This window comes from Streptomyces sp. NPDC058664 (genome assembly GCF_042716635.1).
Lineage (GTDB): Bacteria > Actinomycetota > Actinomycetes > Streptomycetales > Streptomycetaceae > Streptomyces.
Genome location: NZ_JBHXRW010000011.1, coordinates 58,792 through 83,131, shown reverse-complemented (window position 1 = coordinate 83,131; position 24,340 = coordinate 58,792). Strand labels below are relative to the sequence as shown.

Genomic DNA, 24,340 nt, shown 5'->3' with positions numbered 1-24,340 from the left:
TCGCACGCCGCTGACGTCTCCTCGGGGAGGGCCGGTGAGTTCTCGCTGGCTGCTGATGAGAATCTAAAGATCTTGTACGGGGGATCCGTCCGTTCCGTGTCACAGCCACGTGACAGACGTCACCCCGGATTCCCCCGGGGGGTCATCTCCGGTTCGCCCGCCGCCGGGACGTCCCGCGACCCGCCTTTCCCCCGCCCGCGACCCCGGGCTCCCGCGACCCGCTCCCCTGTACAGGTCGCTACGCGCGTAGATATGCTCGACTGGTGACCATGCCCACCACTGCACCCGCAGCTCTCGCATTCGCCGACGTGACCGCGTCCGACAGTGCGCTGCGCCGCTTCCTCCACGGGCTGCCCGGCGTCGACGCCGTCGGCCTGGAGGCGCGCGCCGCGTCCCTCGGCACCCGCTCGATCAAGACCACGTCCAAGGCGTACGCCATCGACCTGGCCATCTCCATGATCGACCTGACGACGCTCGAAGGCGCGGACACCCCGGGCAAGGTCCGGGCGCTCGCCGCCAAGGCCGTCCGTCCCGATCCGACCGACCGCACGACCCCGACGACCGCCGCCGTCTGCGTCTATCCCGACATGGTCGCCACCGCCAAGGCGGCCCTCGCGGGCTCCGGCGTCAAGGTCGCCTCGGTCGCCACCGCCTTCCCGGCGGGCCGCGCCGCGCTCCCCGTGAAGCTGGCCGACACGGCGGACGCCATCGCCGCGGGCGCCGACGAGATCGACATGGTCATCGACCGGGGCGCCTTCCTCTCCGGCCGCTACCTGGAGGTCTTCGAGCAGATCGCCGCGATCAAGGCGGAGTGCGGCGACCGCGCCCGCCTCAAGGTGATCTTCGAGACCGGCGAACTGTCCACGTACGACAACATCCGCCGTGCCTCCTGGCTCGGCATGATGGCCGGCGCGGACTTCATCAAGACCTCGACCGGCAAGGTCGCGGTCAACGCCACCCCGGCCAACACGCTCCTGATGCTGGAGGCGGTGCGCGACTTCCGCGCCCAGACCGGCGTCCAGATCGGCGTGAAGCCGGCCGGCGGCATCCGCAACACCAAGGAAGCGATCAAGTTCCTGGTCCTCGTCAACGAGACCGTGGGCGAGGACTGGCTGGACAACCACTGGTTCCGGTTCGGCGCCTCCAGCCTGCTCAACGACCTGCTGATGCAGCGCCAGAAGCTGGCGACCGGCCGTTACTCCGGCCCCGATTACGTGACGGTGGACTGATCAACATGGCATCTGCATTCGAGTACGCACCGGCGCCGGAGTTCCGGTCCGTCGTCGACATCGCCCCCTCCTACGGCCTGTTCATCGACGGCGAGTTCGTCGAGGCGGCCGACGGCAAGGTCTTCAAGACCGTCTCCCCCGCCACCGAGGAGGTCCTCTCCGAGGTCGCCCGCGCGGGCGCCGAGGACGTCGACCGCGCGGTGAAGGCGGCCCGCAGGGCCTTCGAGAAGTGGTCGGCGCTGCCCGGCTCCGAGCGCGCCAAGTACCTCTTCCGCATCGCCCGGATCATCCAGGAGCGCAGCCGCGAGCTGGCCGTCCTGGAGACCCTGGACAACGGCAAGCCGATCAAGGAGACCCGCGACGCGGACCTCCCCCTGGTCGCCGCGCACTTCTTCTACTACGCGGGCTGGGCCGACAAGCTCGACCACGCCGGCTACGGCGCGAACCCGCGCCCGCTGGGCGTGGCCGGCCAGGTCATCCCGTGGAACTTCCCCCTCCTCATGCTGGCGTGGAAGATCGCCCCGGCGCTCGCGACGGGCAACACGGTCGTCCTGAAGCCGGCCGAGACGACCCCGCTCTCCGCCCTGTTCTTCGCGGACATCTGCCGCCAGGCCGGGCTGCCGAAGGGCGTCGTCAACATCCTTCCGGGGTACGGGGACACCGGCGCCGCGCTCGTCGAGCACCCGGACGTGGACAAGGTCGCCTTCACCGGTTCGACCGCCGTCGGCAAGGCCATCGCCCGGTCCGTCGCCGGTACGGACAAGAAGGTCACCCTGGAGCTGGGCGGCAAGGGCGCGAACATCGTCTTCGACGACGCGCCGATCGACCAGGCCGTCGAGGGCATCGTCAACGGCATCTTCTTCAACCAGGGCCAGGTCTGCTGCGCGGGCTCGCGCCTCCTCGTCCAGGAGTCGGTCCAGGACGAGCTGCTCGACGCGCTCAAGCGCCGTCTGAGCACCCTGCGCCTGGGCGACCCGCTGGACAAGAACACCGACATCGGCGCCATCAACTCGTCCGAGCAGCTGGCCCGCATCACCACGCTGGTGGAGCAGGGCGAGGCGGAGGGCGCCGAGCGCTGGACCGCCGACTGCGAGATCCCGGCGTCCGGCTACTGGTTCGCCCCGACGCTCTTCACGAACGTCACGCAGGCGCACACGGTGGCCCGCGACGAGATCTTCGGCCCGGTCCTGTCGGTGCTGACCTTCCGTACGCCCGACGAGGCGGTCGCGAAGGCCAACAACAGCCAGTACGGCCTCTCCGCCGGCATCTGGACGGAGAAGGGCTCCCGCATCCTCGCGGTCGCCGGCAAGCTCCGCGCGGGTGTCGTCTGGGCCAACACGTTCAACAAGTTCGACCCGACCTCGCCCTTCGGCGGCTACAAGGAGTCGGGCTTCGGCCGCGAGGGCGGTCGCCACGGCCTGGAGGCGTACCTCGCCCCGTCGAGCCCGAAGGGTGAGCGCTGATGAGCACAGTGGACCGTCTTTCCGTCTTCAAGACCTACAAGCTGTACGTGGGCGGGAAGTTCCCGCGTTCCGAGAGCGGCCGGGTGTACGAAGTGCAGGACAGCAAGGGCAAGTGGCTGGCCAACGCTCCCCTCTCCTCCCGCAAGGACGCCCGTGACGCGGTCGTCGCGGCGCGCAAGGCGTTCGGCGGCTGGGCGGGCGCGACCGCGTACAACCGCGGCCAGATCCTCTACCGCGTCGCCGAGATGCTGGAGGGCCGCAAGGGCCAGTTCGTGCACGAGGTCGCGCACGCGGAGGGCCTGTCCAAGAACAAGGCGGCCGAGGTCGTCGAGGCCGCCATCGACCGCTGGGTCTGGTACGCGGGCTGGACGGACAAGATCGCCCAGGTCGTGGGCGGCGCGAACCCGGTCGCGGGCCCGTACTTCAACCTGTCCACGCCGGAGCCCACGGGCGTCGTCACCGTCATCGCCCCCCAGGACTCGTCGTTCCTGGGCCTGGTCTCGGTGATCGCCCCGGTGATCGCGACGGGCAACACGGCCGTGGTGATCGCGAGCGAGAGGTCGCCGCTGCCGGCGCTCTCCCTCGGCGAGGTGCTCGCCACCTCCGACCTGCCGGGCGGCGTCGTGAACATCCTCTCCGGCAAGGCCGCGGAGATGGGCCCGCACCTGGCGGCCCACCAGGACGTCAACGCGATCGACCTGACGGGTGCGACCGACGGCGACCTCGCCCGCGACCTGGAGGTCGCGGCGGCGGACAACCTGAAGCGCGTACTGCGCCGGCGCACGGAGGACTTCACCGAGTCCCCGGCCCTGGACCGCATGACCGCGTTCCTGGAGACGAAGACGGTCTGGCACCCGACGGGTTCGCTGGGCGCGAGCGGCTCCTCGTACTGAGACGTGTCCCGGCCCGGCCGGAGAAGGGCGGCCCCCGGGTGTGCGCACCCGGGGGCCGTTCCGCTGCCCTGGGGCCGGTTCCGTCGGGGCGGGCGCCGGGACTCCACCGGTGTCGCCGCCCCGCTACGGAAGCAGCCCCTGCGTCAGCGGACCCGCGACCGGCAGATCGGCGACCGCCCCGCCCTTCGTGAGGTGGTCGGTCACCAGGTTCGTGCCCATCGGCTCGAAGTCGGCGACCTGCGTGCCGAGTCCGTTGTCGAGCGGGTCGACGCCGGTGTTGGCCAGCGGGTCGAGCTGGAGGCGGGTCAGCGGGCCCAGGCCGTGGGTGACGCCCGACAGGGCACCCGCCCCCGCCGATCCGGCGTCCGTCCTGGTCAGTGAGTCGACGGGCAGCGGCATCGGTGCGGCGGCCTGCGCCCCGGCACCCGCCCCGAGCACGGCGGCACCCGCCGCCGTGACGATGAGACCGGCCTTGACCAGGGCACGGTGACGGGCGGTCCGGGGTTCCGCGTGACGCGCCATGACGATCCTTCCGAAGGGTGACAGAGCAGCCACCGACAGTAGTTGAGGTGTGATGCTCGATACCAACGGTCTTCCTCGGGGGTCCCCTGCACGAGGGAATGGTTCACACTGGTGTCCCGTGAGTTCCCAACCGATCCCCGCCCGGGTCGTCCTGCTCTCGGGCCCCTCCGGCTCCGGCAAGTCGTCCCTCGCCGCCGTAGCCGGCCTCCCGGTCCTGCGCCTCGACGACTTCTACAAGGAAGCCGACGACCCCACCCTCCCCGTCGTCGCCGGCAGCGCGGACATCGACTGGGACTCCCCACAGTCCTGGGACGCGGACGCCGCCGTCTCCGCGATCGTCGAACTGTGCCGTACGGGACGGACCGAGGTCCCCGTCTACGACATCGCCACCAGCTCCCGGGTGGGCCGCGAGCGGCTCGACATCGGGCGGACGCCGCTCTTCGTGGCGGAGGGGATCTTCGCGGCCGAGATCGTGGCCCGCTGCCGCGAACTCGACGTCCTCGCCGACGCGCTCTGCCTGCGCGGCCGCCCCTCGACGACGTTCCGCCGGCGGCTCGCCCGCGACCTCCGCGAGGGCCGCAAGTCGGTGCCGTTCCTGCTGCGCCGCGGCTGGCGCCTGATGCGGGCCGAGCGGACGATCGTGGCCCGCCAGACCGCCCTGGGCGCCCACCCCTGCGCCAAACCGGAAGCCCTGGGCCGCCTGGCCGCGGCGGCGGCGGGCCGCCACCGCGCGTCGGCGACGACGAACTGACGAAACGCGAAGCGGGTCGTACGGGACCCCCGGCCCGTACGACCCGCTTCGTTTTCCCCGCACCCCCGTACGGGTCCCCCGTGTTCCCCCCGTGAACAACCCGCGCGGGCCCCGTTCCCCCGTAGGCCCCCGCGGGTCTTTCCCCCCGACCTTCAGGCCACCAGCTCGCCGAAGGACTCCTCCTCGTCACGGCCGAAGCTCAGCACCTCGTCCTCGCGCAGTCGCCGCAGCGAGCGCCAGATGCTCGACTTCACCGTGCCGACACTGATGTCCAGGATCTCCGCGATCTCCGGATCGGTCCGGCCCTCGTAGTAGCGCAGCACCAGCATGGTCCGCTGGAGCTCGGGCAGCCGGGCGAGCGCCTGCCACAGCACCGTGCGCAGCTCCGTGCCGCGCATCGCGTCCGTCTCGCCCACCGTCTCCGGGAGCTCCTCGGTCGGGTACTCGTTGAGCTTGCGCCGGCGCCAGGCGCTGATGTGCAGGTTGGTCATGGTGCGGCGGAGGTATCCGCCGACCGCGGCCTTGTCGCTGATCCGCTCCCAGGCGCGGTACGTGGAGAACAGCGCGCTCTGGAGCAGGTCCTCGGCCTCAAAACGGTCACCGGTGAGGTGGTAGGCGGTGGCGTACAGGGAGGCACGACGCTCCTGGACGTAAGCCGTGAACTCGGCTTCCGAGCAGGCGCGCTCCCCCGTGACCTCCCCGTACGCCGCTCCCCCGTCAGCGACGGCGACCATGTACGGCGCCTTGCGCTGACGCCCGACGCTGCGAACGCACCCCCGCCCGTTCACAACCGCGCCGGACTTCTCCGTGCTCCGCACGACATCGTGGAGACGCGTGACTACTGCGCTCGAGGTGGTGCTGTGCAGTGCGTTCATCTCGCGCCCCCCGTCGGTTGGAGTGTGTTTCGTTCCGTGTGCCAGAAGCTTGCCCACCGGACTTCATGGCGTTGTCCGCCGACTGTCACAGGCGTGTCACAGGGGGCCGTGGCAGATGCGCGCCTCCCAGCGGTCGAACTCGGACGGCCGCATGGGACAGAATGACGCCGTGCCTTTTCTGCTGCTGATCGAGGACGACGACGCCATCCGCACGGCCCTCGAACTCTCCCTGTCCCGGCAGGGCCACCGGGTGGCCACCGCCGCGACCGGGGAGGACGGCCTCCTGCTGCTGCGCGAGCAGCGGCCGGACCTGGTCGTGCTCGACGTCATGCTGCCCGGCATCGACGGCTTCGAGGTGTGCCGGCGCATCCGCCGCACCGACCAGCTGCCGATCATCCTGCTGACGGCGCGCAGCGATGACATCGACGTGGTCGTGGGCCTGGAGTCCGGAGCCGACGACTACGTCGTCAAGCCGGTGCAGGGGCGGGTCCTGGACGCCCGGATCCGGGCCGTACTGCGGCGGGGCGAGCGGGAGTCGACGGATTCCGCGACCTACGGGTCCCTCGTCATCGACCGGTCCGCGATGACGGTCACCAAGAACGGCGAGGACCTCCAGCTCACCCCGACCGAGCTGCGGCTGCTCCTCGAACTGAGCCGCCGGCCCGGACAGGCGCTCTCCCGGCAGCAGTTGCTGCGGCTCGTGTGGGAGCACGACTACCTGGGCGACTCCCGACTCGTCGACGCCTGCGTGCAGCGGCTGCGCGCCAAGGTGGAGGACGTGCCGTCCTCGCCGACGCTCATCCGTACCGTGCGCGGGGTCGGCTACCGGCTGGACGTCCCTGCGTGAGCAAGGGGATCCTCACACGACTGCGTCTCTCCAGCCTGCGGCTGCGGCTCGTCGTCGTCTTCGCCCTGGTCGCGCTCACCGCGGCCGTCGCCGCGTCCGGCATCGCGTACTGGCTGAACCGCGAGGCGGTGCTGACCCGCACCCAGGACGGGGCGCTCAACGACTTCCGGCAGGAGATGCAGAACCGGGCGGCGACGCTGCCGCTCCGGCCGACCCAGGACGACCTGCGGCGGACCGCCGAGCAGATGGCGAGCGCCAGCGGCGCCAACTACCAGGTGCTGCTGCTCGGCGAGCGGGACGCGGGCAAGCCGATCGTCGGCGCCTCGGACCCGGACGACTTCACCCTGGCCGACGTGCCGCGCCCGCTGATGGACGCCGTGGACACCGAGCGGCAGGTGACGGAGGCCGACCCGCACCCGTACCACCTGTTCTGGCAGCGTACGGAGCGGAACGGGACGCCGTACCTGGTCGGCGGGACGCGGATCGACGGCGGCGGGCCCGCCGGCTACATGTTCAAGTCGCTGGCGGCGGAGAAGGCCGACCTGAACTCGCTCGCCTGGTCGCTCGGGATCGCCACCGCGCTCGCGGTGGCCGGCTCGGTGCTGCTCGCGCAGGTCGCGGCGACGACCGTGCTGCGCCCGGTGCACCGGCTCGGCGAGGCGGCCAAGCAGCTCGGCGAGGGGAAGCTCGACACCCGGCTGCGGGTCACCGGCGCCGACGAACTGGCCGACCTCACCCGTACGTTCAACAGCGCGGCCGAGTCCCTGCAGAAGAAGGTCGCGGACATGAGCGCCCGGGAGGAGTCCTCCCGGCGGTTCGTGGCCGACATGTCGCACGAGCTGCGGACCCCGCTGACCGCGCTCACGGCCGTCACGGAGGTCCTGGAGGACGAGCAGGACTCCCTCGACCCGATGATCGCCCCGGCGGTGGCGCTGGTCGTCAGCGAGACCCGGCGCCTCAACGACCTGGTGGAGAACCTGATGGAGGTGACCCGCTTCGACGCGGGCACCGCCCGGCTCGTCCTCGACGAGGTCGACATCGCGGACCAGATCACCGCGTGCATCGACGCGCGGGCCTGGCTGGACGCGGTCGACCTGGACGCCGAGCGCGGGATCGTGGCGCCGCTCGACCCGCGCCGGCTCGACGTGATCCTGGCGAACCTGATCGGCAACGCGCTGAAGCACGGCGGTTCGCCGGTCCGGGTCTCGGTGCGCACCGAGGACGACGAGCTGGTCATCGCGGTACGGGACCACGGCCCCGGCATCCCCGAGGAGGTGCTGCCGCACGTCTTCGACCGCTTCTACAAGGCGAGCGCGTCCCGGCCGCGGTCCGAGGGCAGCGGTCTCGGCCTGTCGATCGCCATGGAGAACGCGCTGATCCACGGCGGTTCGATCACCGCGTCCAACTCGGTCGGCGAGGACGGGACGGTGGACGGCGCGGTGTTCGTGCTCCGGCTGCCCCTGGACGCCTCCGGGATCACCCGCGAGGTGCAGACCCGCAGCAGCCAGGGCGAGGTGGAGGAAGCGTGAGGAGCGGTGTCTTCGGGCGTACGGCTCTGGCGGCGGTCACGCTGACCACCCTGGTCACCGGCTGCGGGATCAGGACGACGTCGGTCCCGGTCGACGCGGGCGCGGCCCCGTCCCGAGTCCCGTGCAGCAGCGCCGGGGGAAGTACGACGGGGGCGGTGGCGCAGGGCGTGCCGGTCCGGGTGTTCCTGGTCTGCGGGTCCCAGCTGGAGGCGGTGGAGCGGCGGTCGCCGCTGCCGGAGGAGAAGGCGGGCGGCGACCCGGTGCGTACGGCCGGGGGGCTGCTCGCCCAGCTGCTCGCCGAGCCCCCGGACAGCGAGCGGCAGGCCGGGTTCACGACGGCGGTGCGCGGCCCGCTGGTGGTGGACGGCGGCCGCCGGGGCGACCCGGTGGGCACGCTGCGGCTGAGCCGTCAGCCGGAGGACCTGGCGCCGACGGCCCTGTCGCAGCTGATCTGCACGTTCGCGGGGAGCTCGGCGGGCGCGGGCGACCGGACGGTGCTGCTCGGCGGTCCCGGCGCGTACGCGCCGAAGCGCTACCGGTGCACGACGGAACTGCGCGAGCGTCCCGAGTCGGCGCCGCCGACGGCGGCCGTGACCGCCCCGGCGGCCACGCCCACGGGCTGACCGGGGAGACGCCTTCCGGCCCGGCGGAACCGATTCCGCCGTGCGGGGCGTCTTGGGGGGCGTGCAGCGTCAAGGTTCGGGCGGCAGTGCCGCCGTGGTCGTCCGCGTGGCGGGGTTCGTCCTCGTCCTCGCGCATCTGCTGCTCGTCGCCTGGGTCAGTCTGCGCCCACGGGACGTGGCCTGGGTGACCGCGCCGAACACCGTCCCGCTGAACGGCCTGCGGGCCGATCTCGCCCTGGGCGCCGCCGAGGCGGCCCGGCTGATCGGCGAGGGCCTGCTGCTCCTGGCCCCGCTGGGGGTGCTGCTGCCGATGGCCGAGGGCCGGCTGAACGTCTCCCACTGGGCCTCACTGGTCCGTACGACCGCCGCCGGGGCGCTGGTGTCGCTCGGCGTGGAGCTGCTGCAGACCGCCGTGCCCGGCCAGGTCGTGGACGTGGACTCGATCCTCCTGAACACCGCCGGGGTGGCGCTCGCGCATCTGCTCCTGGTGCCGGCCGGGCGGACCTGGCTGCGGCGCAGGACGGACGCGGGGCGGGCGGGCTCCTCCTCGGGGACCGGCCGTGACGAGGGCTCCGCCCCCCTGCGGAACGAGGGGGCTCAGGGTACGACCCCGACGATTACCAGGGTCCCGATCGCCCGGTAGACCGACGCCCGGCACCCCTGACCGGCGGCAGTATGGAGTCATCGGGAGCCCGACCGAGCGGCTCCCGGACCGACTCCGAAGGAGCCCACCATGGCCGCACTTGCCCGCCCCCGTGACGGACGCGTGATCGGTGGAGTGTGCGCGGCGCTGGCCCGGCGCTTCGGCACTTCCGCGACGACGATGCGCGTGATCTTCGTGGCCTCGTGCCTGCTGCCCGGCCCGCAGTTCCTGATCTACCTGGGCCTGTGGGTGTTCCTGCCGGCGGAGAAGGGCGCGAGCACCGCCTGGTAGCCGCCGCACGCCGAAGGGGCGCGCACCCGGGGAGACCGGGTGCGCGCCCCTTCGGCGTCGTACGTGCCTTATGGCAGGGTCAGCCGATCGGCAGGCCGCTCAGGGGCAGGCCGCCGAGGAGGCCGCCGAGGCCGCCGAGCGGGGTGGCGGCGAGGCCGCCGGTGGCGGCGTCGAGCGGGAGGCCCTGGGTGGCCTGGCCGGCGGTGGCCGGGAGGGTCTTCACGCCCTGGTCGAGGGCGCCCTGGCCGGCACCGAGGGATTCGGCGGCGCCGTCGGGGAGCTCGGTGAGGCCGTCCCCCAGCGGGACGGCCTGGGTCACCGTGCCCAGCGCGTCGGCGCCGACGGGCAGGGACGGCGCGGCGGAGGCCGTGCCGGCGGCGGCAGCGGCGAAAGCGGCACCGAGAGCGGCGACACCGAGCTTCTTGGCGGCAGACTGCTTCATCTGAAAATCTTCCTTGGGGGAATCCGGGGCTTCCGGGAAAGCCGGGCGGGGAAATCCTGGGAATCGGGAATGCAGAGCGGCTCTGCAACCTAACCAGGGAACGACGGCTCCGCAAACACCGGAAAGCGGCCGGGTGTCGTGCTCGCCCGGCCGCCTCCACCCCCGTGACGGGGTGTCGTCTCAGCCTGTCGTGCGGGAAGATTCGCTGGTCGTGGCGGTCTGCTGGAACAGCCATTCGGACTTCAGCTCGGCGTATCCGGGCTTGATGACCTCGTTGATCATGGCCAGGCGTTCATCGAAAGGAATGAATGCCGATTTCATCGCATTGACTGTGAACCACTGCATGTCATCGAGCGTGTAATCGAAAGCCTCGGTCAGCAGCTCGAATTCCCGGCTCATCGTCGTCCCGCTCATCAGCCGGTTGTCGGTGTTGACCGTGGCCCGGAAGTGCAGCTTGCGGAGCAGACCGATGGGGTGCTCGGCGAAGGAGGCGGCGGCCCCCGTCTGCAGGTTGGAGGACGGGCACATCTCCAGCGGGATCCGCTTGTCACGGACGTACGCGGCGAGCCGGCCGAGGGTCACCGAGCCGTCGTCGGCGACCTCGATGTCGTCGATGATCCGGACACCGTGCCCGAGCCGGTCGGCGCCGCACCACTGGAGCGCCTGCCAGATGGAGGGCAGCCCGAAGGCCTCGCCCGCGTGGATCGTGAAGTGGTTGTTCTCCCGCTTGAGGTACTCGAAGGCGTCGAGGTGCCGGGTGGGCGGGTACCCGGCCTCGGCACCCGCGATGTCGAAGCCGACGACGCCCGTGTCGCGGTAGCGGTTGGCGAGTTCGGCGATCTCCAGGGCGCGGGCCGCGTGCCGCATCGCGGTGAGCAGGGCGCCGACCCGGATGCGGTGCCCGTTCGCCCTGGCCTGCCGCTCGCCCTCCCGGAAGCCCTCGTTGACGGCCTCCACGACCTCCTCGAGGGTGAGGCCGCCCTCCAGGTGCTGCTCGGGGGCGTAGCGCACCTCCGCGTACACGACGCCGTCCTCGGCGAGGTCGACGGCGCACTCGGCGGCGACGCGGAAGAGCGCGTCACGGGTCTGCATGACGGCACAGGTGTGCGCGAAGGTCTCCAGGTACCGTTCGAGGGACCCGGAGTCGGCGGCTTCGCGGAACCAGGTGCCGAGCTTGTCGGGCTCCGTCTCGGGGAGCTGCGAGTAGCCCTGCTCCCGGGCGAGTTCGATGATCGTGCCGGGGCGCAGCCCGCCGTCGAGGTGGTCGTGGAGCAGCACCTTCGGGGCGCGGCGGATCTGGTCCGCGGTGGGGATGCTGGGGGTCTGGCTCGTCATTTTCGCACTCTAGCCCCTACGCGCGTAGAACGGCGCCTGTCCACGGGGTCGCGTACGGCTTTTTCGGCCGCGGTCCGTACGGGCCGACCTAGTCTCGCCGTATGACCGCCTCCACGACCGACGCCGAACTCCCGCGCGTCCACCGGTTCCTGTCCTCCTTCCACCGCGCGCAGGCGGGCCGTACCGCCGACTTCCCCGGGGGCTTCGCCGCGCTCGACGACACGTACGCGCACTCCCGGGGCGACAACCACCTCCTGGTGACCGGGCCCACCGATCCGGAGCGGCTGCCCGGCCTGGCCGACGAGCTCCTCGACCACCTCCCGCACCGGCTCGTGTACGTCCTCCACGAGGAGGTCGCGGCCGTCTGCCGGGCCCCTCTCGAACAGGCCGGATACGCGTACTCGACCACGTACCTCATGCGGCACACCGGCCGGGTCCCGGCGCACGGCGGGGCGCGCGAGGTGGGCCTCGACGCGCTGCGCGAGCCGGTCGCCGCGTCCTGGCGGCGGCTCGCGCCGGAGGTGACGGACGAGCAGGTCCACGACCTGGTGGAACGGCGGACGGCCCGGCTCCGGGGCGCCGAGGACGTGCGGTTCCTCGCCTCGTACTCCGAGGACGGCGAGGTGGCCTCCTGGGCCGACCTCTACCTCGATCCGGCCACCGGGACCGCGCAGATCGAGGACCTGGTCACCGCCGGCGCGCACCTCGGGAAGGGGCACGCCGGGCGGGTCCTGGACACGGCGCTGCACCTGGCGGCGGAGGCCGGCTGCGGCCTGCGGTTCCTGACCGCCCGTGCCTCGGACTGGCCGCACCGCTGGTACGGGAGGAAGGGCTTCACCGCCGTCGGCGCGATCCACGTCTTCGAAAGGGCGTGAGCCGCACAGACGTTCGCCCGCCGGGCGATACGCAACAGAGACCGCGCGTACGACTGGCGTACACCTCCGCTTCTGAGACTGTTCTGCCATGGCGCACTTCGCACTCGTGGGGCCGCCCGACGCCCGGAGACCCCGGCTCGGACGGCCTGTTGGAGGTTCACGGACGTCGGCGGCGGGCGGCGTGGTGCTGCTCCTGCCGGACGGCGAGCCGGTGTCGGGACGGCGTGCGTCCGCGCGCGCCCACGCGGCGATGCTGCCGCTCGGGCGCGCGCTCGTCCGGGCGGGCCGGACCGACGGTCTCGTCGCCCATGTGGTGCGCTACCGGGGGCGCGGCTGGAACGGGGCCGACGCGAACCTCGCGGCGGACGCCGGCTGGGCGGTCGCGGAAGCCGTACGGCGCTACGGCGACGTCCCGCTCTGCCTCGTCGGACACGGGCTCGGCGCCCGGGCGGCGCTGCGGGCGGCCGGGCACGACGCGGTCGGCGCGGTCCTGGGACTCGCGCCCTGGCTGCCCGAGGACGACGTGGCGGCGGAACCGGAGTCGGTGCGGCAGCTGGTGGGGCGCCGGGTGCTGCTCGTGCACGGCACGAACGACGCCCGTACGGACCCGGAGCTGTCGTTCCGGTTCGCGGCGCGGGCGAAGAAGGCGAACCGGGACACCTGCCGTTTCGAGGTGCACTCGGACGGCCACGCGCTCCGCCAGTACGCGGCCGAGGTCCAGGCCCTGGCCGCCGACTTCGTCCTCGGCGCCCTCTTCGCCCGCCCGGTCGCCCGCCCGGTGACCGACGCGATGGCCGCTCCCCCGCCGCTGGGCCTGCGGATGCCGCTCTCGGTGGGCTTCGGGAGCTCAGGCCGGCGGTGAGGGCTCCTCCGCGAGCAGCGGTGCCGACGGCTCCTTCGGCAGGAGGTGGCCGCGCCTGCCGAGCAGGAACTTCTTGAAGGCCGCCACCGGGGCCGTGTCCGGGTGGCCGTCGAGCCAGGCGACGCCGATCTCGCGGACCGCGCGCGGGGCGGTGACGGTGAGTTCGACGACACCGGGGCGCGGGACGGCCGGCGGGGGCAGCAGGGCGACGCCGAGGCCCGCGGCGACCAGACCGCGCAGGGTCTCGGCCTCCTCGCCCTCGAAGGCGACCCGGGGCTTGAAGCCGGCCTCCGCGCACAGGTCGTCGGTGATGCGGCGGAGCCCGTACCCCGGTTCCAGGGTCACGAAGGTCTCGTCGGCGGCCTCGGCGAGGCGGACCCGCTTGCGGCCCGCGAGCCGGTGGTCGTCGGGGACGACCAGCCGGAGCCGTTGTTCGTCGAGGCGGCGGGCGACCAGGTCGGGGGCGTCCGGCACCGGGGAGGTCAGGCAGAGGTCGAGGTCGCCGGCCCGGAGCCGTTCGATCATGGCCTCGCCGTAGTTCTGGACGAGGGTGAAGCGGATCCGCGGATGGTCGACGCGGAAGGCCCGGATGAGACCGGGGACGGTCTCGGAGCCCATGGTGTGCAGGAAGCCGAAGGCGACCCGGCCCGCGGTGGGGTCGGCGTCGGCCCGTACGGTGTCGGCGGCCCGCTCCACCTCGGCGAGCGCCTTCTCCGCGGCGGTGAGGAAGCGCCGCCCGGCCGGGGTGAGGGAGACCGTGCGGCCACGCCGGGCGAAGAGGGTGACGCCGAGGTCCTGTTCGAGCCGGACCATCGCCCGGGAGAGCGTGGACTGCGGGACGCCCATCTCGGCCGCGGCGCGGGTCACGTGCTCGTGCCGGGCGACGGCGGCGAAGTACGCGAGCCGCGGCGCGAGCAGCAGCCCCATGTCTTCTTCGTTACTGTTCGGTGACAGGCGAGGCTGTGACCTGTACTCATGCACCATGGGAACGATTACAGCAGTTCCGTGCATTGGACGCATGAAACCGGGCGTCCTACGTTCGTGACATGCCTTCCGCCAGTACCAAGGCGGCCGCCACCACCGCGTCCGCCGACACCCGCCTCGCCCCCGGCCTCCCCGGCTACCGCCGGATGAGCCTCGCGCTCTTCGCCGCGGGCCTCGCCACCTTCGCCCTCCTCTACTCCACACAGGCCCTCCTCCCGGCCATCTCGGCCGAGTTCGGCGCCACCGCCTCGGCCGCCTCCTGGACGGTCTCGGCCGCGACCGGCGCCCTCGCCCTGTGCGTCCTCCCGCTCAGCGCCCTCTCGGAGCGCTTCGGCCGGCGCGCGATGATGACCGCCTCCCTGTCGGTCGCGGTCGCCGTCGCGCTCCTGGTGCCGCTCGCCCCGAACCTGGAGACCCTGATCGCGCTGCGCGCGCTCCAGGGCGCGGCCCTCGCCGGGCTCCCCGCCTCCGCGATGGCCTTCCTCGCCGAGGAGGTCCGGCCCAGGGCACTGATCGCCGCGATCGGCCTGTTCGTGGCGGGCAACTCGATCGGCGGCATGAGCGGCCGCCTGGTGACCGGCTGGGTGGCCCAGATGTGGGGCTGGCGGGCGGGTCTCGCCGCCGTCGGCCTGACCTCCCTGCTGTGCGCGCTCGCCTTCCGGGCGCTGCTGCCGAAGGCACGGCACTTCACGCCCGGCACCCTGAACCCGAAGGCGCTCGCCCGGACCGTGCGGACGCACCTCGCGGACCCGCTGCTCATGCGGCTCTACGTGATCGGCGCGCTGTTCATGACGGTCTTCGGCGCGGTGTACACCGTGATCGGCTACCGCCTGGTGGAGGCCCCGTTCTCGCTGCCGCAGGGTGTCATCGGCTCCATCTTCCTGGTCTACCTGGTCGGTACGGTCTCCTCCGCGGCGGCCGGGAAGCTCGTCGGACGGCTCGGCCGGCGCGGGGCGCTCTACCTGGCGGTGACGACGACCGCGCTCGGCCTGCTGCTCTCGCTGTCCGACGCGCTCGCCGCCGTCCTCGCGGGCCTCGTCCTGATCACGGCCGGCTTCTTCGCGGGCCACGCGGTCGCCTCCTCCTCTGTGAGCCGCACGGCGAAGACGGGCCGCGCGCAGGCCTCGGCGCTGTACCAGTCCGCGTACTACCTGGGCAGCAGCGCGGGCGGCACGCTCGGCGCGGTCGCCTTCCACGCGGGCGGGTGGGCCGGGACGGTCCTGATCGGTCTCGTCGCTGTCCTCGGCGTCGTGTCGGTCACCCTGTACGGCAGCCACAGCGCCCGCGTCGAGGCGCGGCGGATCCAGATCGCCGCGTCCTGCTGACTCCGCCCGGATTCCGCCCGGATTCCACTGCAACTGAGTCGCTCCCCCAGACGTCATAAGGCATAGGACTCAAGGGGGAGTTGACGATCATGAAGAGAATCGCGGGTCGGATAGGCAGAAGAGCGGGCATCGCGGCCGGTCTCACCTCACTGGTGGTGCCGATGACGATCGCGCTCGGTACGGCTCCGGCGCAGGCGGCGTCCTGCAACGTGACGACGGGCCCGTACCAGAAGCAGGTGGAGAAGTTCCTCGGGCGGACCGTCGACGGCCGTCAGTCGCTCGGCGACTGCCAGGCCATCCAGGCCTTCCAGCGCAAGCACGGCATCACCCCGACCATGGGGTACGCGGGGACGCTCACCTGGCGCACGATGAACACGATGATCCAGCAGAAGGCGGCGGGCACCACCCCCAACCGGGCGGGCGCCTGCCCGACCAACCGGGGCCGGATCGCCTGCGTCGACCTGACCCGCCAGCTGAGCTGGATCCAGGACGGCTCCCGCCTCAAGTACGGACCCGTGCCGGTCCGTACGGGCAAGGACGGCACCGAGACGCGTACCGGCTCGAAGAAGATCTACATGCGGAACATCAACCACTGGTCGACGATCTACCACGTCTCCATGCCGTACTCGCAGTTCTTCGACGGCGGACAGGCCTTCCACTCGACCACCAAGTCCATGTGGAACCCCCCGGGTTCCGGCGGCTGCGTCAACATGCGCCCGGCCGACGCCAAGGCCTACTGGAACCTCCTCAGGAACGGCGACGACGTCTTCGTCTACGGACGGAAGCCGGGAACCTGACCCCGGCTGTCAGTCCCCTGCGGTAGCTTCCCTTCACCGGCACCGAACGGGTGCCGGTGAGGGTGAGTGGGGTGTGGACCCGATGAGTGACGCCGCTGTCGCGACGACCGACGAGCTCGACAAGTACCGCAGGGAGCTGACCGGTTACTGCTACCGGATGCTCGGATCGTCCTTCGAGGCGGAGGACGCGGTGCAGGACACGATGGTGCGGGCCTGGAAGGCCATCGACTCCTTCGAGGGCCGCTCCTCGCTGCGGTCCTGGCTGTACCGGATCGCCACCAACGTCTGCCTGGACGCGCTGAACGCCGGTAACAAGAGGGCACGGCCGATGGACCTGACCTCGCCGACCCCGGTCGCGCAGGCGCAGCTCGTCAAGCAGCCGGAGATCACCTGGCTGGAGCCGATCCCCGACGGGCGGGTGCTGCCCTCGGTCGCCGACCCGGCGGAGACGGCCGTCTCCCGGGAGACCGTGCGGCTCGCCTTCGTCGCCGCGCTCCAGCACCTGCCGCCCAAGCAGCGGGCGGTGCTCATCCTGCGCGAGGTGCTCGCCTGGAAGGCGAGCGAGGTCGCGGAGCTCCTCGACACCACCGTCGCCTCGGTCAACAGCGCCCTCCAGCGGGCCCGCGCGACCCTGGCCGAGCAGGCGCCGGCCACCTCTGACCCGGCGAACCCGCTCGACGAGGAGCAGAAGGCGCTCCTGGAGCGGTACGTCGCCGCCTTCGAGGGCTACGACATGAAGGCGCTGACCGCGCTCCTCCACGAGGACGCGACCATGTCCATGCCGCCGTACGACCTCTGGCTCCAGGGTCACGACGACATCGTGGGCTGGATGCTGGGCGTCGGCGACGTGTGCCGGGGCTCGAAGCTGGTGGCCACCGTGGCGAACGGCTCCCCGGCCTTCGCGCACTACCACCCGGACCCGGCGGGCGGCTTCAGCCCGTGGGCGCTGATCGTCCTGGAGCTGCGGGACGGGAAGGTCGCCGGGATGGACTTCTTCCTGGACACCGAGCGCTGGTTCCCGCTCTTCGACCTGCCGGCCCGCCTAGAGGCCTAAGGTCTCGTCGATACCGGTGAGCAGGAGCAGGGCCCGCAGGTCGGGCCCCGCTCCGTGGAAGCGGATCCGGTGGCCGCGCCGCCCGGCCGCGAGTTTCAGCCGGGCGAGCGCGTCGACGGCGGCGAGGTCGGCGGGCGCGAGGGCGCCGACCTCGCAGAGCACGTCACCGGGCGGGGCGGCGGCGAGCTCGGCACAGAGCCGGGCCACCTCGTCCCGGGTGGGGCGGGCGGGCAGGGTCACGACGAGCGGCTGACTGGTGTCCACGTGCCTTGAGACCGGGCGGAGGACGAGAACTCATCGCGGACCCGTTTCGCCGGACAGGCTTTAGGCTGCCGATCATGACTCACGAGCCTGTCGAACTGGTGATCTTCGACTGCGACGGCGTTCTGGTGGACAGCGAGCGGATCTACTGCCGGGTGGACCGGGAGGTGTTCGCGAGTCTCGGGGCGGAGTTCACCGAGGAGGAGGTCGTCGAGTACTTCGTCGGCTCCTCGCACGCCATGCTCACCACGATCGTGGAGGAACGCCGGGGCCGGCCGCTCGGGCCCGACTGGCACGCGCCCTTCAAGCAGCGGTACGAGGACGCGCTGGACGCGGAGCTGACGGCGGTCGAGGGCGTCACCGACGTCCTGGACGCGCTCCACGTCCCGTACTGCCTCGCCTCCAACGGCAGCCACGCCTCCATCCGCAAGAACCTGGGCCGGACCGGTCTCCTCGACCGTTTCGAGGGCCGCATGTTCAGTGCCCGTGACGTCGCACGCGGGAAGCCCGATCCGGACCTCTTCCTGCACGCGGCGGCGACCATGGGCGTACCGCCGGAGCGCTGCGCGGTGGTGGAGGACAGCCCGTACGGCGTCCAGGCGGCCCGCGCGGCGGGGATGCGCGCCTTCGGCTACTGCGGCGGACTGACGCGCGCCGACCGGCTGATGGGACCGCACACGGTGGTCTTCGACCACATGCGGGAGCTGCCGGGGCTGCTCGTCACGTGACGGATCCCAGCACGTGAAACGGGACCGGCGGTGGTCCGCCGGTCCCGTTCACCCGAAGGTGTCAGACGCATACGCCTCAGGCGATGCGGTCCAGGACGATCGGGTTCGCGGTGAACGCCGTGCCCTCCGGTGCGATGTCCCACGCCGCGTCCAGGGACTTCATGGCGTAGTCGAACTTCTCCGGGGTGTCCGTGTGGAGGGTCAGCAGGGGCTGGCCCGCCGTCACCGTGTCGCCCGGCTTCGCGTGGAGCTCGACGCCCGCGCCCGCCTGCACCGGGTCCTCCTTGCGGGCGCGGCCCGCGCCCAGGCGCCAGGCGGCGATGCCGATGTCGTACGCGTCGAGGCGGGTGAGGACACCGGTCGACGGGGCCGTGACGACGTGCTGCTCGCGGGCGACCGGCAGGGCCGCGTCCGGGTCGCCGCCCTGGGCCGCGATCATCCGGCGCCAGTGGTCCATCGCCGAGCCGTCGGCCAGCGCCTTCGCCGGGTCGGCGTCCTTGATGCCGGCCGCGTCGAGCATCTCGCGGGCCAGCGCGATGGTCAGCTCGACGACGTCCGCCGGGCCGCCGCCGGCGAGGACCTCGACCGACTCGCGGACCTCGAGGGCGTTGCCGGCGGTGAGGCCGAGCGGGGTCGACATGTCGGTGAGCAGGGCCACCGTCCTGACGCCGCTGTCGGTGCCGAGGCCGACCATCGTCGAGGCGAGCTCACGGGCGTCCTCGATGTTCTTCATGAAGGCGCCGGTGCCGACCTTGACGTCGAGGACCAGGGAGCCGGTGCCCTCGGCGATCTTCTTGGACATGATCGAGCTGGCGATCAGGGGGATCGCCTCGACCGTGCCCGTCACGTCGCGGAGCGCGTACAGCTTCTTGTCCGCCGGGGCCAGGCCGTCGCCCGCCGCGCAGATGACCGCGCCGGTGGTGTCGAGGACGTGCAGCATCTCCTCGTTGGAGAGCAGGGCGCGCCAGCCGGGGATGGACTCCAGCTTGTCGAGGGTGCCGCCGGTGTGGCCGAGGCCCCGGCCGGAGAGCTGCGGGACGGCCGCGCCGCAGGCGGCGACGAGCGGGGCGAGCGGGAGGGTGATCTTGTCGCCGACGCCGCCGGTGGAGTGCTTGTCGGCGGTGGGGCGGGAGAGGGAGTCGAAGTTCATGCGCTCGCCGCTGGCGATCATGGCGGCGGTCCAGCGTGCGATCTCCGCGCGGTTCATGCCGTTCAGCAGGATGGCCATGGCCAGGGCGGACATCTGCTCGTCGGCGACCGCACCACGGGTGTAGGCGTCGATGACCCAGTCGATCTGCTCCGGGCTCAGCTCGCCCTTGTCCCGCTTCGTGCGGATGACGGAGATGACGTCCATGGTGGTGCCTCTTTCTACGCGCATAGAGGGGGAAAGGGGGAGCGACCCTTCCCATCGTGCCGGAAGGGTCGCTCCGAGGATTACTTCGACAGGTGGTCCGGGCCGAATGCCTGCGGCAGCATCTCGGCCAGCGTCAGGAACCCGGCGGGTGTCTCCAGGACGAGCTCGGGGCCGCCGAACTCGTACAGGAGCTGCCGGCACCGGCCGCACGGGACCAGGGACTCGCCCCGGCCGTCGACGCAGACGAAGTGGGTCAGCCGGCCGCCGCCGGTCGCCTGGAGCGCGGAGACGAGCCCGCACTCGGCGCACAGGCCGAGGCCGAAGGAGGCGTTCTCCACGTTGCAGCCGGAGACCACCCGCCCGTCGTCGACGCGGGCCGCCGCGCCGACCGGGTAGCCCGAGTACGGGGCGTACGCGCGGGACATGGCCTCGCGGGCGGTCTCCCGGAGGAGGTCCCAGTCGGGCGCGGTCGTCACTTGCCCTGGCCCTTCCGGTACGGCAGTCCGTCCGCCTTCGGCATGCGCAGGCGCTGCGCCGACAGGGCGAGCACGAGCAGGGTGGTGATGTACGGGGCGGCGTCGACGAACTGGCTCGGGACCTCGTCGGTCAGCGCGTACCAGAGGAAGAAGCCGGCGGAGAAGGCCGCCGCGACCACACCGGCCACGTACTTCTTCTTGTACAGCTGCCAGGCCGCGGCGATCACCAGGAGCACGGCGACGAGCAGCAGCAGCGCGTGGACGTTCTCGGCGCCGCCGCGCAGCTTGAGGCTGTCGGTGAAGCCGAAGAGGCCGGCGCCGAGCGCCATGCCGCCGGGCATCCAGTTGCCGAAGATCATCGCGGCGAGACCGATGTAGCCGCGGCCGCCGGTCTGACCCTCCTGGTAGATGCCGGTGGCGACGATCGCGAGGAACGCGCCGCCGAGGCCGGCGAGGGCGCCGGAGACGGTGACGGCGATGTACTTGTACTTGTAGACGTTCACGCCGAGGGACTCGGCCGCGACCGGGTTCTCACCGCAGGAGCGCAGCCGCAGGCCGAAGGCCGTGCGCCACAGCAGCCACCAGGTGGCCGGGATCAGCAGCAGGGCGACGACCGTGAGCAGCGACAGGTTGGTGACGAGGCCGCCGAGGATGCCGGCCAGGTCGGAGATCAGGAACCAGTGCTTCTGCTGGAGGTCCTGCAGCCAGTCGGACAACCCTGGGATCGTGATCTTGGTGATCTGCTCGATGCGCGGGGACTGCTTGGAGGAGCCGCCCTCGGCCTCGGCGAACGTGAAGTTCGACAGGTACTGGGTGAAGCCGACCGCGAGGATGTTGATCGCCACACCGGAGACGATGTGGTTCACGTTGAACGTGACGGTGATGATCGCGTGGAGCAGACCGCCGAGCGCGCCGCCGAGGAGACCGAGGAGGACACCCGCCCAGGGGCCCCACTGGTATCCGGCCCAGGCGCCGAACCAGGTGCCGAGCACCATCATGCCTTCGAGGCCGATGTTGACGACGCCCGCCCGCTCGGCCCACAGACCGCCGAGACCGGCGAGGCCGATCGGCACGGCGAGCTGGAGCGCGCCGGAGACCTGGCCCACGGAGGTGAGGTCGTTGGCCCCGGAGACGGCCCGGACGAGGGAGAAGAGCAGGAGACCGGCCGCGACGATCAGCATGATCCACGGCCAGGTGAGCTTGCGGCGTCCGCCGCCCTTGGGCGCGGCGCTCGGCTTGGTGACAGTGCCGGTGCTCATGCCGAGACCTCCTTGTCGGTCTTGATGGCGCCGCCGGCGGCGAGTTCCTCGCCGACCTTCTGCTGCTGGCGGCGGAGGCCGTAACGGCGGACGAGCTCGTAGGAGACGACGACCGCGATCACGATGATGCCCTGCATGATCTTGGTGATCTCCTTCGGGTAGCCCTCGGTGTCCAGCGACGAGGAGGCCTTGTCGAGGAACGCGAAGAGCAGGGCCGCGAAGAGGATGCCGACCGGGTGGTTACGGCCGAGCAGCGCGATGGTGATGGCGGTGAAGCCCACACCGACGGGGAAGTCGAGGCTGTACGTGTGGGACTCGCCAAGCAGCGTCGGCATGCCGGCGAGGCCGGCCAGCGCGCCCGAGATGAGCATCGAGGTGAGGACCATCTTCTTGGCGTCGACGCCGCTGGCCTGGGCGGCGGTCTCGCTGGCGCCGGTGGCGCGCAGGTCGAAGCCGAACCGGGTGCGGTTGAGGACGAACCAGTAGACGACGCCGAGGGCGAGCGCGACGAACGTGAAGCCGTAGATGACTCCGTTGCCCTCGCCCATGTCGATGCCCGGGAACCAGCCGGACTCGGCGATCTCACCGGTGGTGAGGTTGTTCGAGCCCTCCGGCTGGAAGCCGAAGTTCTTCGGCAGGATCAGCCAGGCCACCAGCGAGGTCGCGATGGCGTTCAGCATGATCGTCGAGACGACCTCGGAGACGCCGCGGGTCGTCTTCAGGATGCCGGCGATGCCGGCCCAGAAGGCGCCGGTCAGCATCGCGACGAGGACGATGAGCAGGATGTGCAGCGGGCCGGGCAGCTCGATCGAGGCGCCGACGAGGGCCGAGACCATCGCGGCGAGCCGGTACTGGCCGTCGACACCGATGTTGAACAGGTTCATCCGGAAGCCGATGGCGACGGCCAGGGCTGCCAGGTAGTAGATCCCGGTCTGGTTGACGATCAGCACCTGGATGTCGGAGAACGCCGCGTTGTCGATCATCAGCGTGATCGGCTCGATCGGGTCGAGGCCCGTCGCGAGCAGCACCAGGGCGGTGAGCACGAACGAGGAGACCAGCGCGAGCACCGGTCCCGCCGCGCCCAGGATCAGCTTGTCCTTGTCGAATTTCATCATCGGGCGTCACCGTCTTCGGGCTGCTCTTCGTTGCCTTCGAGGTGACCGCTGGCCGCGCCGGTCATGGCGGAGCCCAGCTCCTCGGGCGTGATGGTGGCGGGGTCGGCGTCGGCGACGAGCCTGCCGCGGTACATGACCCGGAGGGTGTCGGAGAGGCCGATCAGCTCGTCGAGGTCGGCGGAGATCAGCAGCACCGCGAGGCCCTCGCGGCGGGCGTCCCGGATCGCGTCCCAGATCTGCGCCTGCGCGCCGACGTCCACACCACGGGTGGGGTGGGCGGCGATCAGGAACTTGGGGGCGTGGCTCATCTCGCGGCCGACGATCAGCTTCTGCTGGTTGCCGCCGGAGAGGGAGGCCGCGGTGACGTCGATGCCGGGGGTGCGCACGTCGTACTCGCGCACGATCCGCTCGGTGTCCTTGCGGGCCGCCTTCGGGTCGAGGACGCCTCGCTTGGAGTTGGGCGCCTCGGTGACGTGGCCGAGGATGCGGTTCTCCCAGAGCGGCGCTTCGAGGAGCAGGCCGTGGCGGTGGCGGTCCTCGGGGATGTAGCCGATGCCGTTCTCACGGCGCTTGCGCACCGAGACCTTGGAGATGTCCTGGCCGTCGAGGCTGATGACGCCCGCGTCGGGGGTGGACATGCCCATGAGGGCCTCGATGAGCTCGGTCTGCCCGTTGCCCTCGACGCCCGCGATGCCGAGGATCTCGCCCTTGTGGATCGTGAGGGAGATGTCGTCGAGGAGCTTGCGGCCCGCGCCGATCTCCTGGAGGGCGACCGCACCGGACGGGTCCGGCGGGGCGGCGGTCGTCAGCGGGACGGCCGCGACTCCGCTCTCGACCAGGGTCAGGTGCTCGACCTTGAGCATGGGGACGGTGGTGACCGTCGACTCGCGGGTCTCCGGCGAGGGCAGCTCGCTGCCGACCATCAGCTCGGCGAGCTGCTTGGTGGTGGCGGTCCTCGGGTCGGCGGTGCCGACCGTGGTGCCCCGGCGGATGACGGTGATGTCGTCGGCGACCTTCAGGACCTCGCCCAGCTTGTGCGAGATGAAGATGACGGTCAGGCCCTCGGACTTGAGCTCGCGCAGGTTGTCGAAGAGCGCGTCGACCTCCTGCGGGACGAGCACGGCGGTCGGCTCGTCGAGGATGAGGATCCTGGCGCCGCGGTAGAGGACCTTGAGGATCTCCACGCGCTGGCGGTCGGCGACCCCGAGGTCCTCGACGAGGGCGTCGGGGCGGACCCCGAGGCCGTACGCCTCGGAGATCTCCTGGATCTTCTTCCGCGCCTTGGCACCGATGCCGTAGAGCTTCTCGCCGCCGAGGACGACGTTCTCCAGGACGGTGAGGTTGTCGGCGAGCATGAAGTGCTGGTGCACCATGCCGATGCCGCGCGCGATGGCGTCACCGGGGCTGGAGAAGGTGACCTGCTCGCCGTCGACGGCGATGGTGCCCTCGTCCGGCTTCTGCATGCCGTAGAGGATCTTCATGAGGGTCGACTTGCCGGCACCGTTCTCGCCGATGAGGGCGTGCACGGTGCCCTTGCGGACCGTGATGGCGATGTCCTTGTTGGCGACGACGCCGGGGAATCGCTTGGTGATGCCGTGCAGTTCTACGGCAGGGGGGCTGGACGCGTTGATGACGCACTCTCCTTGGCCGGAAGGAGTGGGAGCGGGAGGGGCAGGGCGGGGTGAAGTTATCGTGCCAGGGAGACATCTACACGCGTAGCACTGCCGGAAAGTGAAAACCTGTACGGGAACGGGGCCCGGCCCGGTGGGAGGTCCCACCGCTGCCGGGCCCTGAGGTCAGCGACCCG

At 71.6% G+C, this 24,340-nt stretch carries 26 protein-coding genes; 15 read left to right on the top strand and 11 right to left on the bottom strand.

The annotated features are described in order from the left end of the window. Positions 1 to 269: 269 nt before the first annotated feature. The 3 genes from deoC to ACFWUY_RS11815 are packed head-to-tail and all read left to right on the top strand — an operon-like array spanning position 270 to position 3,585. Positions 270 to 1,229 (top strand): deoxyribose-phosphate aldolase, encoded by a 960-nt coding sequence (deoC, locus tag ACFWUY_RS11825; RefSeq protein ID WP_384106094.1) that lies wholly within the window; start codon positions 270 to 272, stop codon positions 1,227 to 1,229. Between the two features lie 5 nt (positions 1,230 to 1,234). Further along, a complete protein-coding gene (locus ACFWUY_RS11820) occupies positions 1,235 to 2,692 on the top strand; it encodes an aldehyde dehydrogenase family protein (protein WP_384105782.1) in 1,458 nt (485 codons plus the stop codon). Continuing rightward, complete coding sequence (locus ACFWUY_RS11815) at positions 2,692 to 3,585, top strand: aldehyde dehydrogenase family protein (RefSeq protein WP_384105777.1); 894 nt, start codon at positions 2,692 to 2,694, stop codon at positions 3,583 to 3,585. Before ACFWUY_RS11820 ends, ACFWUY_RS11815 begins: the two co-directional genes overlap by 1 nt. A 123-nt stretch (positions 3,586 to 3,708) precedes the next feature. Here the strand turns inward: ACFWUY_RS11815 and ACFWUY_RS11810 are convergent, their stop codons facing one another. Then, positions 3,709 to 4,107, bottom strand: a complete 399-nt coding sequence (locus ACFWUY_RS11810; RefSeq protein WP_384105774.1) for a hypothetical protein — start codon at positions 4,105 to 4,107, stop codon at positions 3,709 to 3,711. Between the two features lie 52 nt (positions 4,108 to 4,159). Here ACFWUY_RS11810 and ACFWUY_RS11805 point away from each other — a divergent pair, with 52 nt between their 5' ends. After that, the gene (locus tag ACFWUY_RS11805; protein ID WP_384105769.1) at positions 4,160 to 4,858 is read left to right on the top strand and encodes an ATP-binding protein; all 699 of its coding nucleotides are present in this window, start codon (positions 4,160 to 4,162) and stop codon (positions 4,856 to 4,858) included. Between the two features lie 152 nt (positions 4,859 to 5,010). On the opposite strand, the gene ACFWUY_RS11800 is transcribed toward ACFWUY_RS11805, so the two are convergent. Continuing rightward, entirely contained in the window at positions 5,011 to 5,733 is a 723-nt protein-coding gene (locus ACFWUY_RS11800) for a SigE family RNA polymerase sigma factor (protein ID WP_384105766.1), read from the bottom strand. A gap of 169 nt (positions 5,734 to 5,902) precedes the next feature. Here ACFWUY_RS11800 and afsQ1 point away from each other — a divergent pair, with 169 nt between their 5' ends. The 5 genes from afsQ1 to ACFWUY_RS11775 all read left to right on the top strand — a co-directional run bounded on the left by afsQ1 (position 5,903) and on the right by ACFWUY_RS11775 (position 9,666). After that, positions 5,903 to 6,580: a two-component system response regulator AfsQ1 gene (gene afsQ1, locus ACFWUY_RS11795; protein WP_267045480.1), complete on the top strand. Its 678-nt coding sequence runs from the start codon at positions 5,903 to 5,905 to the stop codon at positions 6,578 to 6,580. After that, positions 6,577 to 8,109: an ATP-binding protein gene (locus ACFWUY_RS11790; protein WP_384105761.1), complete on the top strand. Its 1,533-nt coding sequence runs from the start codon at positions 6,577 to 6,579 to the stop codon at positions 8,107 to 8,109. The genes afsQ1 and ACFWUY_RS11790 overlap by 4 nt, the downstream gene beginning before the upstream one ends. After that, entirely contained in the window at positions 8,106 to 8,732 is a 627-nt protein-coding gene (locus ACFWUY_RS11785) for a hypothetical protein (protein ID WP_384105758.1), read from the top strand. The genes ACFWUY_RS11790 and ACFWUY_RS11785 overlap by 4 nt, the downstream gene beginning before the upstream one ends. 61 nt (positions 8,733 to 8,793) lie before the next feature. Further along, positions 8,794 to 9,375: a VanZ family protein gene (locus ACFWUY_RS11780; RefSeq protein ID WP_384105755.1), complete on the top strand. Its 582-nt coding sequence runs from the start codon at positions 8,794 to 8,796 to the stop codon at positions 9,373 to 9,375. A gap of 90 nt (positions 9,376 to 9,465) precedes the next feature. Then, on the top strand, positions 9,466 to 9,666 hold the full coding sequence (locus ACFWUY_RS11775) for a PspC domain-containing protein (RefSeq protein ID WP_384105751.1): 201 nt from the start codon (positions 9,466 to 9,468) through the stop codon (positions 9,664 to 9,666). Between the two features lie 79 nt (positions 9,667 to 9,745). On the opposite strand, the gene ACFWUY_RS11770 is transcribed toward ACFWUY_RS11775, so the two are convergent. Together ACFWUY_RS11770 and ACFWUY_RS11765 are read right to left on the bottom strand one after the other, a co-directional pair. Further along, positions 9,746 to 10,108 carry a hypothetical protein gene (locus ACFWUY_RS11770; RefSeq protein ID WP_384105748.1) on the bottom strand — a complete coding sequence of 121 codons (363 nt, stop codon included), beginning with the start codon at positions 10,106 to 10,108 and terminating at the stop codon, positions 9,746 to 9,748. A 180-nt stretch (positions 10,109 to 10,288) separates the two neighbouring features. Further along, entirely contained in the window at positions 10,289 to 11,443 is a 1,155-nt protein-coding gene (locus ACFWUY_RS11765) for an adenosine deaminase (RefSeq protein WP_384105745.1), read from the bottom strand. 101 nt (positions 11,444 to 11,544) lie between these two features. On the opposite strand from ACFWUY_RS11765, the gene ACFWUY_RS11760 reads away from it, so the two are divergent. Next, the gene (locus tag ACFWUY_RS11760; RefSeq protein ID WP_384105742.1) at positions 11,545 to 12,318 is read left to right on the top strand and encodes a GNAT family N-acetyltransferase; all 774 of its coding nucleotides are present in this window, start codon (positions 11,545 to 11,547) and stop codon (positions 12,316 to 12,318) included. An 88-nt stretch (positions 12,319 to 12,406) separates the two neighbouring features. Then, the gene (locus ACFWUY_RS11755) at positions 12,407 to 13,180 is read left to right on the top strand and encodes an alpha/beta hydrolase (RefSeq protein WP_384105739.1); all 774 of its coding nucleotides are present in this window, start codon (positions 12,407 to 12,409) and stop codon (positions 13,178 to 13,180) included. Here the strand turns inward: ACFWUY_RS11755 and ACFWUY_RS11750 are convergent. Further along, positions 13,166 to 14,164: a LysR family transcriptional regulator gene (locus ACFWUY_RS11750; RefSeq protein WP_384105737.1), complete on the bottom strand. Its 999-nt coding sequence runs from the start codon at positions 14,162 to 14,164 to the stop codon at positions 13,166 to 13,168. The two genes, ACFWUY_RS11755 and ACFWUY_RS11750, sit on opposite strands and share 15 nt — an antisense overlap. A 62-nt stretch (positions 14,165 to 14,226) precedes the next feature. Here ACFWUY_RS11750 and ACFWUY_RS11745 point away from each other — a divergent pair, with 62 nt between their 5' ends. From ACFWUY_RS11745 to ACFWUY_RS11735, 3 genes are all read left to right on the top strand, one after another. Continuing rightward, on the top strand, positions 14,227 to 15,489 hold the full coding sequence (locus ACFWUY_RS11745) for an MFS transporter (protein WP_384105734.1): 1,263 nt from the start codon (positions 14,227 to 14,229) through the stop codon (positions 15,487 to 15,489). A gap of 89 nt (positions 15,490 to 15,578) precedes the next feature. Continuing rightward, positions 15,579 to 16,286, top strand: coding sequence for a L,D-transpeptidase family protein (locus tag ACFWUY_RS11740; RefSeq protein WP_384105731.1), 708 nt, complete (start codon positions 15,579 to 15,581; stop codon positions 16,284 to 16,286). 82 nt (positions 16,287 to 16,368) lie between these two features. Next, positions 16,369 to 17,340: a sigma-70 family RNA polymerase sigma factor gene (locus tag ACFWUY_RS11735; RefSeq protein WP_384105729.1), complete on the top strand. Its 972-nt coding sequence runs from the start codon at positions 16,369 to 16,371 to the stop codon at positions 17,338 to 17,340. Here the strand turns inward: ACFWUY_RS11735 and ACFWUY_RS11730 are convergent. Next, positions 17,329 to 17,604: an STAS domain-containing protein gene (locus ACFWUY_RS11730; RefSeq protein ID WP_384105726.1), complete on the bottom strand. Its 276-nt coding sequence runs from the start codon at positions 17,602 to 17,604 to the stop codon at positions 17,329 to 17,331. The genes ACFWUY_RS11735 and ACFWUY_RS11730 overlap by 12 nt on opposite strands. A gap of 74 nt (positions 17,605 to 17,678) precedes the next feature. Here ACFWUY_RS11730 and ACFWUY_RS11725 point away from each other — a divergent pair, with 74 nt between their 5' ends. Next, the gene (locus tag ACFWUY_RS11725) at positions 17,679 to 18,329 is read left to right on the top strand and encodes an HAD family hydrolase (protein WP_384105723.1); all 651 of its coding nucleotides are present in this window, start codon (positions 17,679 to 17,681) and stop codon (positions 18,327 to 18,329) included. Between the two features lie 76 nt (positions 18,330 to 18,405). Here ACFWUY_RS11725 and ACFWUY_RS11720 read toward each other — a convergent pair whose 3' ends face one another. The 5 genes from ACFWUY_RS11720 to ACFWUY_RS11700 form a co-directional block, all read right to left on the bottom strand. Next, on the bottom strand, positions 18,406 to 19,683 hold the full coding sequence (locus ACFWUY_RS11720) for a thymidine phosphorylase (RefSeq protein ID WP_384105720.1): 1,278 nt from the start codon (positions 19,681 to 19,683) through the stop codon (positions 18,406 to 18,408). A gap of 80 nt (positions 19,684 to 19,763) precedes the next feature. Further along, complete coding sequence (locus ACFWUY_RS11715; RefSeq protein WP_384105717.1) at positions 19,764 to 20,159, bottom strand: cytidine deaminase; 396 nt, start codon at positions 20,157 to 20,159, stop codon at positions 19,764 to 19,766. Beyond that, entirely contained in the window at positions 20,156 to 21,418 is a 1,263-nt protein-coding gene (locus ACFWUY_RS11710; protein ID WP_384105714.1) for an ABC transporter permease, read from the bottom strand. The genes ACFWUY_RS11715 and ACFWUY_RS11710 overlap by 4 nt, the downstream gene beginning before the upstream one ends. Further along, positions 21,415 to 22,533, bottom strand: coding sequence for an ABC transporter permease (locus tag ACFWUY_RS11705; protein WP_384105711.1), 1,119 nt, complete (start codon positions 22,531 to 22,533; stop codon positions 21,415 to 21,417). The genes ACFWUY_RS11710 and ACFWUY_RS11705 overlap by 4 nt, the downstream gene beginning before the upstream one ends. Beyond that, a complete protein-coding gene (locus ACFWUY_RS11700; RefSeq protein WP_384106091.1) occupies positions 22,530 to 24,224 on the bottom strand; it encodes an ABC transporter ATP-binding protein in 1,695 nt (564 codons plus the stop codon). The genes ACFWUY_RS11705 and ACFWUY_RS11700 overlap by 4 nt, the downstream gene beginning before the upstream one ends. Positions 24,225 to 24,340 lie beyond the last annotated feature (116 nt).

Bases quoted from the DNA above. Each gene is read 5' to 3' on its own strand.
- ACFWUY_RS11745 (WP_384105734.1), top strand. From the start codon at position 14,227: ATGCCTTCCGCCAGTACCAAGGCGGCCGCCACCACCGCGTCCGCCGAC.
- ACFWUY_RS11820 (WP_384105782.1), top strand. From the start codon at position 1,235: ATGGCATCTGCATTCGAGTACGCACCGGCGCCGGAGTTCCGGTCCGTC.
- ACFWUY_RS11705 (WP_384105711.1), bottom strand. From the start codon at position 22,533: ATGATGAAATTCGACAAGGACAAGCTGATCCTGGGCGCGGCGGGACCG.
- ACFWUY_RS11775 (WP_384105751.1), top strand. From the start codon at position 9,466: ATGGCCGCACTTGCCCGCCCCCGTGACGGACGCGTGATCGGTGGAGTG.
- ACFWUY_RS11800 (WP_384105766.1), bottom strand. From the start codon at position 5,733: ATGAACGCACTGCACAGCACCACCTCGAGCGCAGTAGTCACGCGTCTC.
- ACFWUY_RS11765 (WP_384105745.1), bottom strand. From the start codon at position 11,443: ATGACGAGCCAGACCCCCAGCATCCCCACCGCGGACCAGATCCGCCGC.
- ACFWUY_RS11810 (WP_384105774.1), bottom strand. From the start codon at position 4,107: ATGGCGCGTCACGCGGAACCCCGGACCGCCCGTCACCGTGCCCTGGTC.
- deoC (WP_384106094.1), top strand. From the start codon at position 270: ATGCCCACCACTGCACCCGCAGCTCTCGCATTCGCCGACGTGACCGCG.
- ACFWUY_RS11770 (WP_384105748.1), bottom strand. From the start codon at position 10,108: ATGAAGCAGTCTGCCGCCAAGAAGCTCGGTGTCGCCGCTCTCGGTGCC.
- ACFWUY_RS11720 (WP_384105720.1), bottom strand. From the start codon at position 19,683: ATGGACGTCATCTCCGTCATCCGCACGAAGCGGGACAAGGGCGAGCTG.
- ACFWUY_RS11815 (WP_384105777.1), top strand. From the start codon at position 2,692: ATGAGCACAGTGGACCGTCTTTCCGTCTTCAAGACCTACAAGCTGTAC.
- ACFWUY_RS11735 (WP_384105729.1), top strand. From the start codon at position 16,369: ATGAGTGACGCCGCTGTCGCGACGACCGACGAGCTCGACAAGTACCGC.
- ACFWUY_RS11750 (WP_384105737.1), bottom strand. From the start codon at position 14,164: ATGGTGCATGAGTACAGGTCACAGCCTCGCCTGTCACCGAACAGTAAC.
- ACFWUY_RS11760 (WP_384105742.1), top strand. From the start codon at position 11,545: ATGACCGCCTCCACGACCGACGCCGAACTCCCGCGCGTCCACCGGTTC.
- ACFWUY_RS11805 (WP_384105769.1), top strand. From the start codon at position 4,160: ATGCTCGATACCAACGGTCTTCCTCGGGGGTCCCCTGCACGAGGGAAT.
- ACFWUY_RS11710 (WP_384105714.1), bottom strand. From the start codon at position 21,418: ATGAGCACCGGCACTGTCACCAAGCCGAGCGCCGCGCCCAAGGGCGGC.
- ACFWUY_RS11755 (WP_384105739.1), top strand. From the start codon at position 12,407: ATGGCGCACTTCGCACTCGTGGGGCCGCCCGACGCCCGGAGACCCCGG.
- ACFWUY_RS11740 (WP_384105731.1), top strand. From the start codon at position 15,579: ATGAAGAGAATCGCGGGTCGGATAGGCAGAAGAGCGGGCATCGCGGCC.
- ACFWUY_RS11725 (WP_384105723.1), top strand. From the start codon at position 17,679: ATGACTCACGAGCCTGTCGAACTGGTGATCTTCGACTGCGACGGCGTT.